The 10190-nt window shown below is 59.6% G+C and carries 5 protein-coding genes; 2 read left to right on the top strand and 3 right to left on the bottom strand.

Annotated elements, in window-relative coordinates; all coding sequences use genetic code 11:
• Positions 1 to 213 precede the first annotated feature (213 nt).
• Together ONB25_04225 and ONB25_04220 are read left to right on the top strand one after the other, a co-directional pair.
• Complete coding sequence (locus ONB25_04225) at positions 214 to 2697, top strand: glycosyl transferase family 36 (GenBank protein ID MDZ7392098.1); 2484 nt, start codon at positions 214 to 216, stop codon at positions 2695 to 2697.
• Between the two features lie 7 nt (positions 2698 to 2704).
• Positions 2705 to 4315: a putative N-acetylmannosamine-6-phosphate 2-epimerase gene (locus ONB25_04220; protein ID MDZ7392097.1), complete on the top strand. Its 1611-nt coding sequence runs from the start codon at positions 2705 to 2707 to the stop codon at positions 4313 to 4315.
• Between the two features lie 319 nt (positions 4316 to 4634).
• On the opposite strand, the gene ONB25_04215 is transcribed toward ONB25_04220, so the two are convergent.
• Genes ONB25_04215 through ONB25_04205 form a run of 3 tightly spaced genes read right to left on the bottom strand, consistent with a single transcriptional unit; the run spans position 4635 to position 10181 of the window.
• On the bottom strand, positions 4635 to 6533 hold the full coding sequence (locus ONB25_04215) for a family 10 glycosylhydrolase (GenBank protein MDZ7392096.1): 1899 nt from the start codon (positions 6531 to 6533) through the stop codon (positions 4635 to 4637).
• Between the two features lie 7 nt (positions 6534 to 6540).
• Complete coding sequence (locus ONB25_04210; protein MDZ7392095.1) at positions 6541 to 8007, bottom strand: DUF5009 domain-containing protein; 1467 nt, start codon at positions 8005 to 8007, stop codon at positions 6541 to 6543.
• A 5-nt stretch (positions 8008 to 8012) separates the two neighbouring features.
• Complete coding sequence (locus tag ONB25_04205) at positions 8013 to 10181, bottom strand: hydantoinase (GenBank protein MDZ7392094.1); 2169 nt, start codon at positions 10179 to 10181, stop codon at positions 8013 to 8015.
• Positions 10182 to 10190: the final 9 nt, after the last annotated feature.

Below are 10190 nucleotides of genomic sequence, written 5' to 3'. Positions count from 1 at the left end.
CGACCATGCCGGGCAATTTTTCCTTTGGCTTTTTCTTCACAGTTGGCTATCTTTACTCATCGGATGCGGAACGAAGAGAGGTCAGACCGCAGGGCGGGTCGGATGTCCGATGGTATGGAGGATTCTGCGAAATCATAGTGTCCACCCGATTCCCCAGGCGGACTCGCTTGTCTAACTCTTGTATGGACCATGTGAAGCGATGAAGGTAGATAGATGCGGGCGATTGAGGTTTCGGAGGGTAAAGGCGGCATGCAAAAGTACGGTGCATTCTCCGAGGATCGGAAGGAATTTGTCATCACGCGGCCGGATACCCCCAGACCGTGGGTGAACTACATATCCAATGGGCGCTACACTGGACTGGTGTCGCATACAGGAGGGGGCTTTAGTTTTTGCCCTTCGCCAAGGGATGATCGCATCACGCGTTGGCGTTACAACAGCCTGCCCATCGACCGACCCGGGCGCTATCTCTACGTGCGCGATCGAAAGACGGGGAAGTACTGGTCGCCCACTTGGCAGCCGACAATGAGCAATCTGGAAAGCTTTCGCTGCCACCACGGGGTGTACTACACGCGCATTGTGTCAGCGTGTCAGGGTATCGAGTCTCAGCTCCTCTATTTTGTGCCTCCAGATGACGATCTGGAAGTATGGCACGTAGTGCTCCGCAACAGTCAGAAGACGGCAAGAGAATTGGACCTCTTCGCGTATGTCGAGCTTTGCCTTGGCCACGCTTTGGTTGATTTGATTAACCAGCCCAACGACCAACATTTCAACGAGGTGCATTTCGACAGGCAAGCACAGATTCTTTACGCAACCAAGCGGTATTGGGTGCGCTACGGCGGCCCCACCGTGAAGCAGACCAACGCGGAGTGGGATAAGGTTGTTTTTTTTGCCTCTTCCTTACCCGTCATTGGCTGGGACGGGAGCAAGGACCTGTTCATCGGTCGTTGGCGCTCAGAGGCCGATCCTGAGGCCGTGGAACGCGGTCTATGCAACAATTCGGAGATCACCTCCGGCGATGCAGTGGCCGCACTGCACACCCAGTTGATGCTTGAAGGCGACGAGGAACGGGAGTTCGTGGTACTGTTGGGTGTGGTCCCCAAGCAGGATTACTTGCGCGCAGGTGCCGCCCTGGTGCACAAATACCGTGACGTGAAAGTGGTAAAGGCCGAGTTTCAGCGGGTGATTGAGGAGTGGCAGGACTATCTGAGCGCTGTCCAAGTCTTTACCCCGGATGATGACCTCAACACTATGGTGAACGTTTGGAACCAGTACCAAACTTCCGTGACTTTCCGTTTCTCGCGGGATGCCTCTTACTATCACGGCGGGTTGCTGTTTGGGAGGGGGTTCAGGGATTCGTGCCAGGACACGCTGGGTCCGGTCATTGCCCGACCGGCGTGGGTGCGCGAGCGGCTCCTGGAGATGTGTCGCGCTCAGTTCGCCGATGGGAGTGCCTTTCACTTGATCTTCCCCGGCACAGGCACGGGCGAGCGGACCGGCCATGCGGATACACCCCTGTGGCTGCCCTTCGCCGTGGCGCAGTACCTCAAGGAGACTGCTGACTTTACCCTGCTGGATGTGGCCGTGCCTTTTGCCGACCAAAGCTCTGCCTCGGTTCTGCGACACGCGCTCCTGGCAGTGGACTATGTGCTGTCCAACCTTTCGCCTCGGGGCTTGGCCAAATTCGGCCCCGGTGACTGGAACGACACTCTCGACTATTTGGGCCGCGCGGGGAAAGGGGAGAGTGTGTGGGTGAGTATGTTCTTGGCTTACGTCCTCAAAGAGATTGTGGAACTGCTGCGATTTGTTGGCAGGAGAGAAGATGCTTTGGGCTACGAGCAGGCTTACGAACGACTTTGTGAAGCTATCAACCAACACTGCTGGGACGGGGAGTGGTATATTCGGGGCACGAACGACTGGGGCGAGGTGATAGGCTCAGCACGAAACCGAGAAGGCCGCATCTTCCTGAACACCCAGTCTTGGGCAGTGATTAGCGGCGTTGCGCCGAGGGAGCGCGCCCTGCAGTGCATGGAGGCCGTACGCGTGCATTTGGACACCCCAAAGGGGCCGAAGATTTTGCACCCCCCCTATCGAACGATTGACCCGCACATAGGGCTTGCCACGCGCTGCGTGGCGGGAAAAAAGGAAAACGGTAGCGTTTTCAATCACACGGTGAGCTGGGCGATACTGGCCGAATGCATTCTCGGCAGGGCAGAGCGTGCCTTTGACCTCTACAAACGCGCTTTGCCCATGAACCCGGTGGTGGATATCGATCGCTACGAGATAGAGCCGTATGTCTACGCGGAGTATGTGACCAGCCCCGATCATCCCACCTATGGTCAGGCAAGTCATTCCTGGCTTACGGGGTCCTCGGCCTGGATGCTTCGCGACGTGCTCGACTATATCCTCGGCGTGCGGCCCACGTATCAGGGTCTGCTCATTGACCCTTGCGTCCCTGCTGGATGGGCCAGTTTTCGGGTGCAGAGGAGGTTCCGCGGCTATCTGCTTGACGTCGAGGTGCTCAACCCCGACCACGTGAACAGCGGAGTACTCGAGGTGGAGGTTGCAGGGAAGCCTCTGAGTGGGAATCTCATCGATTTTGGCCACGAGCAGGTAGTGGAGATGCTTTGCCAAAAGGAGCGGGTGCCGGTGCGCGTGAGGCTCGGCCATCTGCCAGCGGGGGACCGACGCAGACAATGAGCGCAGCATGACGAGGGAGAGCTTTCTTTCTGCCATCCGTGGGGGCCTCATCGTCTCCTGCCAGGCCGACCCCGGAGACCCGCTGGATGAGCCTGCCATGATGGCGGCAATGGCAAAAGCAGCTGCTGCCGGAGGCGCGGCTGCCATTCGTGCTGAGGGGCCGGCAAACATTCGCGCGATCAAGGCAGCCGTAGAGTTGCCGGTGATAGGCCTGCGCAAGAGACGGTATCCCGATTCGCGGGTTTACATCACCCCTACGCTCGAGGATGCTCTTGAGGTGGCTCACGCGGGTGCCGATGTGATCGCCCTCGACGCGACCGCGCGCGTCAGGCCCAGGGGGCAGCCCCTATCGCACATTGTGGCGGAACTCAAGGCGAGGGGCGCTGTGCTAATGGCCGATGTGTCGTCGCTGGAGGAAGGCCTTGCCGCTGCGGCCCTCGGGTTCGACATCGTGGGCACCACGTTGTCAGGGTACACGAATGAGACGGCAGCACCCGATTTGCCCGATCTGGAGTTGGTAGCGGCTCTGCGCGAGCGGCTTCCCGCGGACATACCGGTAATTGCAGAGGGCAGAATCTGGAGCCCGGAACAGGCTGTGCATGCGCTCGCTTGCGGGGCGTTTGCCGTCGTCGTGGGCACGGCGATCACTCGACCTGCGGCCATAACAAGGCGCATTGCCCAGGCGCTGGCTCGGCACCAGGCGCGTCTGCGCGCCATGGCAGTAGGCATCGACCTGGGTGGGACGCGGACGTTGGTGGGGATCGCAGGCCTTACAGGCCCTCTGCACCACGAACGTATGTTCTCCACACCTTGGAAATCAGGGACGAGCGCTGTGGTCAAGGCGCTGGCCAATGCCGTGCGCGAGGTGCTCCAGGCTGCAGGTGTGTGCCCCTGCGTCGTGGGGCTTGCAGCCAGCGGACGAGTGGACGCGGAGCAGGGAGCAGTCGTGGGAGGCGTGCCATTGGCGCCCGACTACGTTGGATACCCCCTGGGCCGGGAGCTGAGTCGCGAGGTCGGCCTGCCCGTCCATGTTGAGAATGACACCAACGCAGCGGCCTATGCCGAATACCAGCTTTTGCCCGCGCCGCGACCCTCTCGCTTTGCCATGGTCACCATCGGCACCGGCGTGGGGGGTGGAATAGTCATCGAAGGCCGTTTGCTGCGCGGGGTCAATGCTGCCGAAATTGGCCATGTGGGGGTGCGATACGGCGGCCGAAGATGCCGTTGCGGTGCTCGTGGCTGCCTGGAGGCCTATGTCTCCAGAAGGCTGTTGGCGCAGCAAGCCGTACGTCTGGCGCGAAACGGCATCATCACGATTCCGAGGGACAAAGAACCTTCTGCTGAGGACCTGCTTGATCTGCTGCGCGCACAAGAACCGCATGTTGTTGCCCTGTTCGAAGAACAACTGGACTATTTAGCCTATGGGCTCACCAGTCTGATCAATACCATCGACCCGCAGATGATCGTGATTGGTGGAGAGCTTTCTGCGACGGGCGAATACCTATTGGAGAGGTTGCGCGCACGTATTGGGGACTGCCCGCCCCTTAGCTGTGCCCGCCTTGGCAACCGCGCTGGTGCCGTGGGAGCCGCCCAACTTGCACTGCTGCGTTTTGTATGAGAATTCGTTTGGTCATCCAATGCGGCAAGAGAATCGTGGGGTGAGTAATAGTGGTGAAGGCGGGTGTCAGGCCCTCCTTCGGGTTGACGCGAGGCGATCAGGCCGTCTGCAGTCTCAAGAATGAGGACGGTCAGGCCTGGCACGGCGCGATCAGACTGGGCTGATGTCCATGGCTCCACGTATCGCCTCAGCTTCCAGAACGTGGTACACGGCGAAAATCCCCCAGGCCATGGTGCTCGGATGTTGGAAGGTCTTACCGTAAACTTCTTGGGAGTTTAGGGGACTCCACTGGTTGCTTGGGGGAGAAAGGCGCTGTATCCTACTTCGCGAGTAGTATCTTCGCTATCCCGCCACCGTTTACCGTTCGCACCCGGCAGAAGTAGAGACCGGATGGCAGATCGTCCATGCGCACGCGGAGCGTGTGTTGGCCCGATGGCAAATACGCTGGCGGCATTTCGAGGACGCACCTTCCCAGAAGGTCGTACACCTTGACATCCGTCTCCGAGGCCTGATGTAGCAGGAGGAAAAGCGTTGCCGACTCGTGCACTGGATTGGGATAGGCGCGAAGGTGCAGCGCACGGGGAGGAGCACTGGCCTGCGGAGAGGAAGAAGAAACAGCTGTGAACACGGCCTCTGGCGAACGCGTGCGGTCGACCATGATCATCGTTGCATCGGCAACCAAGATGTCACCGGGCAGGACATCGTGGTTGTCGATCTTCACCACGGTGTGCCGCCCTGCACTCAAGTAAGCTGAAGATAGTCTCCGCCAGCCCGCGTTTAGGTAACCACGCTGGGAAAGAAGGTGGGTCGAGGTGTCGTGTGCGGAGTAGACCGTGAATCGCGCCCTGTCGGTAGTCAAGGTACCGGTGATAATGAAAGCAAAGACATGGTACCAGGCACTCACCGGCACATCGAATTCGTATTCCACGGCAGCGTAGGAGGTGTCCCTATGAAAAAGCGCTTTGCCACGGAATCCGGGTGCACTGGTCGGCTCCCATGTCCCGATACGTGTAGCGGTTGTGCCGTCTTCGTGCACAATGAGCGCAGGAGGACGCCAAACGCCCTCCTCGCCACGTGGCGGCTGCGCAGCATCGCAATAGACGGTTGACCTCAGTGTATCGGCAAGCAGCCCATTGCTTTGCCTTAGTCCCTCATAGAAAAAGAGCGCTTCTCCACGCACACCCGCTGCCCGATTCGCCTTGATGGCTTGCAGCAAGTATCCGGGGGTGATCAGATAGTTTTCTCCCCGCAGATAGATCAGGATCCCAGAGAAAAAGCGATCTCTCATTGCCGCAGGCACGTAGCTGAGAGCGCTGTTCAGCTCATACAGGTAATCAGCAAAAGTGTAGCGGTATAGCTGGGGAATGACATTGTCGATGATGCCGGTGTTGAGCCATGTGGGCGGGTCCTGCAGGTATTCCTGGTACGCCCATGGGTACGCACTAGGGCTTGAAGAGACAATAAGATGCAGGCCCCGGCGTTTTACCGAGTCGCGCACGGCACGGTAGAATTCCGTCAGCTTTTGCGCCCGCCACCGCATCCATTCTGGTTCGCGACAGTTCGAGGGCGGGGCGCTCCCTCCGTGCTCCTGTGCATACAACTGGGCAGTGACCCTGTCATATCCTCCTTCAACTGGCATGGCGGGGATTCGGTCAGAAAACTCGACCCCGTCTACATCGTAGCGGTCTACAATTTCGGTTACTAAGGAGAGAAGCAGAGCCTGCACTTCAGGGTTGATGCCCGACATCCAGTCGAAGCCGTTTTTCACTACCAGCGCCCCGGTGTTGTCTCGCAGGGCCCATTCTGGGAACGCGCGCAGGATGTACCCCCCGGCCTGAGAGTAGGAGCAGGAAAAGCCCATCTCGAACCACGGGTAGACCTCCATACCGTTTCGATGAGCCTCAATCACCACCCGCTCCAAGGGATCACGGCCTGGCGAAAAGAGCGGATACATGGGCCTGCCAAAGACCCTCTCCATGACTCGACTGGGATAAAGCGTATAGACGCCATCCACCCCATGTCCATTCCACACTACGGGCAGGACTGCGTTGAAACCGTGGGTGGCCAGAAAGTCCATGGCGCGGGCAATCTCCGCATCGTCAAACAGCACGTAGCTATCCACATTGGTGAGCTTGACTGCCCGCAATTCCCGCAACGTTTGGGTGGCGGCAATCAGTGGAAGCAGAAGCACCAACAAACAAGTCAGAGTTTTCCGCATCGTCGCCTCATGTGCGCCAGAACACACGTCGCCTGGTCAACCAGCCGACCATGAGCGCCAGCAGGAGCGTGTACCCCACTCCCCGGAGAAAGCCTAGCCAGGGAGAGGTCGTAATGGCCGTAAGAAGCCTATCGACCCTTGTGAGACCAAAAACCGGCCAGATTGCGTTTGCTACGCCCACATAGGCGAGCATGGGGTTTTGGCCGTTTTCCACAAGCAGTTGGACCAGGCGCCGTCCGCGCCACATGTGAATGATGACAATAAAGACGGTCAACAAGAAGGAGGCCAGCCCTGTGGTGAGAAAGTAGTAGCTGAGCGTGGAGTGGTCCTTCTTTATTCCTCCTTCATACGGCTCGAACACCAGCCCAAGGACCAACCAGTAGGTTCCCCATAGGAGAAGCCGCTTGACGAGCACTTCATGCTCGGAAGAAGCCCTTCGGCTTAGATGGAGAGCTCCACCGGACAGCGCAAGACTGAGGAGGGTCGTTTGCCAGAGCCACCGGGCCTGTAGCCCCACCAGTGCCACAACGACCAGGCCGAGGGCTGTTCCCACCAGACCAGCGCTGCGGGGGATTCCCCACGTGCCGTCGCGGGCGGACCCCTTCTGCAACCCTTCTGCCCATCGGACACATAGGTCGCCGGCTATTGTGCCTGGAATAACGACAAAAAGGTACTGATGGTAGTACAGCTTGTAGAGCCAGGGTGCTGGTGTTGCCTGCCATAACCACTTGACCCATCCAGGCTCTGCCGAGGCCAGACGGAGGGCCAGCAGGACGCCAAGGACCCCCAGCCGGAGAAGGAGATGATTGCGCGTGAGCAACCAGATAAGCGAGCCCGACACCGCCACATTGGCAAGGACAAGGAGAATGATGTCGCTGCGCTGAAGAGAGAACCCACTCCCATCCGGGTAACGGAGCGTGGCCAAGAGTGCCACCGCAGCTGACCAGCCCAAGCCTCTGACAAGGCGCTTCTGCCACCACGACCAGCGCGCCGGAAGTCTTGTGAAAAGAAGGAACATAACCCCAAATCCCGCGAGGGCAATGCCCCACGTACCGGCGGTCGGACGGGGGTTCAGGACATGGGGGCGGACGTGCCGAAGGAAGATGGCGAAAAACGCCAACAAAAAGCCACGTTCCGCTATGCCAAGTAGCACCTTTAACAGCGGCGGCCTCTTTGCTAAGCGACGCGTCAAGGCCAGGGGGATGGCCGCTCCCATGGAAAAAAGAAAAAGCGGGAACACGAGGTCCACCCACGTCAAGCCCGCGCGGGTGGGGTCAAAAGTGTGGGAGGGAGGCGGGAGTTGTGCGTGGTACATCCAAGCCGGCAGCACGCCGTACGGGATAACTCCGGACAACACCATGAGCAAAATAGCAAGACCGCGGAGCGCGTCCAAAGGCAAGATGCGCCCGCCATCCAGCATGGGGGGCACCGACGTGTGCCTTGTGTCGGGGCCAAAGGCAACGGGTGTGCTCATGGCGGTTATCTCCTTCGTGCGGCTATGATGGCCACCGGCTCTTGCGGGGGTATGCCCTGGAGCTCGATTTCCAGTACCGCGGTGATATGCGATTCCTGCACCAGACCAGTCATGTCGATGATCTTGGCAGAGAGGAGAACGTACAGTTCCGGGACGAGTCCACCGGCGTCCCCGTACGTTGTCAGGCTCTCTACCAGTCTTCCAATCGCCGGCTTGGCCTCCCGTGAGGTTGTTGCCGTAACTGCTGCACAGTCCGGAAGCTGCAGGCGAATTACGCCTTCGTGATTCAGCACCCGGACGGGGTTGCTTTCTTTGCGAAGCAACCCCAACAAGCGCCCTGTACTTCGGTGTCCGACAAACACGGCCAGAAATGGAGTCCTCGCGCAGAGTTCCACCTGCGCCGAAGGGAGACGCATTGAACGGGCGGCCACTTCGCGCAGTTCCTCATCAGTGAGACGACGCATGCCCAATGTGCGGGCGCGAAACTCGCTTTGCCCTGTAGCCACCGCGGTCACGCGTTTGCTGCGCATGTCAACTTCGACGCTCACTTCAATGGTTTCTGGCACCGCGCCCATGGCTTCCACTGAGCGCACGGCTTCCTGACGAATGGCGATGAGGTCCGCTTCGGTGGGATTCAGTACTGTACGTTCCACCACGTCGCGGATGATCCCGAGGGCCACACCAATCGCAGAGACAACTTCGCAATTTGGTGCGATGCTGTAGGGCAGCCCTAGCCTTTGTGCTGCAAGAGGCACGAGCACTGGAGCGCCTCCTCCTCCCCCTACAATCTGCACGATCTCTGGGCTGAGCTTGTACTCGCGAATGAGGCGCCGCACCACTGGCAGTATCTTGTCGGTCGCCAAAGTGAGTATTCGCCTGGCAAGTTGTGTGGCGTCAGTCTGCATGTGACGCGAGAAGGCGGCGAAGAATGACTGTAGTGCGCGCGCATTCGTGGAAACCTCATGGCCCGCCGGCACCAGGCCCAAGAGATATGCCGCGCCCGTGGTGGTCACCGTGCACTGAGCCTGTGACTGCTCTTTCCTGCGTACCGCGAGGTAGTCGTCCGGGTCGCCGGGACGCGGGCGAATTCTCTGCAGCTCGATGTCGTCCCAGTCGTCTTCTTCGGCAAAAGCGACGTACTGCAGGCCAGCAATATGCGCACTGCGCGGTCCCACATCGATTATCTCTTTGCCGCGCAGGCGTGGCATGGAACCGCCGCCGATGCCCACCGTTCGCACGTCCAAAGTGCGGACGTAAAGCCTGTTGCCGCCCACCTCGGCGCTTCTTACCTGCGGCTTCCCGTTCTTGATCACGGAAATATCGGTGGAAGTCCCTCCGACCTCCATGAATATGCCGTCGGAGATGTGCATGTACATTAAAGCTGCCGCCACCCCGGCTGCCGGACCAGAGAGCATGGTGAGAATCGGACGGCGGCGCATCTCGTTGACGTCCATGATGCCGCCGTCGGAGCGCATGATCATGAGTGGGGCCTTGATGCCGGTTCGGCGCAAGGCATCTTCGGTCATGCGTGCGGTTTCCAGCATCACCGGCATCATGCTGGCATTGATGACCGCGGTGCGCGTGCGTATCCGCAAGCCATAGAGCTGCGAGATGTGACTTGCGGCGGTGGCAAGGTAGCCCATCTGTTGTGCCACGCGCACCACCAATTCCTCGTTGCGCGGGTCATCTACGCCAAAGGCTTCGCTGGCCACAATAACGGTCGCCCCCTGAGCGGCCAGCCTTTTTATCGCCTGTCCTACTATGCCAGGGTCAAGGGGCGTGGATACCTCCAAGTAGACATGGCTGACCGGGAGGTACTTTCCCGGCGCCAAAAGGATGCGGTCCACGCGCGTCTGGCGAGCCGCAACGCGTCCTTCCAGCCCCTTCCCCATGCCCACAATCCCCACATGCGCCACATCTCCCTCCAGCAGCGCATTGGTGGCCTGTGTAGTCGAGTGAGCAATGAGGACAACCTCAGCGGGGTCGATAGTGGCAGTGGACATCAGCCGTTCCAATGACTCCACTACCCCTTTGGCCACACCCTCCTGGGCCTGGTGTGTAGTGGGCACGCAGGCCTTTCCTACCAGCTGAAAGTCAGCGGTATCCACGGCTACTGCATGGGTGAATGTGCCGCCAACATCGATGCCGATCTTGATCCTGCGCCTGCGCCGCATAGCGGGTCG

This window comes from candidate division KSB1 bacterium, assembly GCA_034506335.1.
Taxonomy (GTDB): Bacteria; Zhuqueibacterota; Zhuqueibacteria; order JANLFK01; family Oleimicrobiaceae; genus Oleimicrobium.
This window is presented reverse-complemented; position numbering and strand designations above follow the sequence as displayed.

Excerpts from the sequence above, each read along its gene's own strand:
- ONB25_04225 (MDZ7392098.1), top strand. The coding sequence starts at position 214 with ATGCGGGCGATTGAGGTTTCGGAGGGTAAAGGCGGCATGCAAAAGTAC.
- ONB25_04220 (MDZ7392097.1), top strand. The coding sequence starts at position 2,705 with ATGACGAGGGAGAGCTTTCTTTCTGCCATCCGTGGGGGCCTCATCGTC.
- ONB25_04215 (MDZ7392096.1), bottom strand. The coding sequence starts at position 6,533 with ATGCGGAAAACTCTGACTTGTTTGTTGGTGCTTCTGCTTCCACTGATT.
- ONB25_04210 (MDZ7392095.1), bottom strand. The coding sequence starts at position 8,007 with ATGAGCACACCCGTTGCCTTTGGCCCCGACACAAGGCACACGTCGGTG.
- ONB25_04205 (MDZ7392094.1), bottom strand. The coding sequence starts at position 10,181 with ATGCGGCGCAGGCGCAGGATCAAGATCGGCATCGATGTTGGCGGCACA.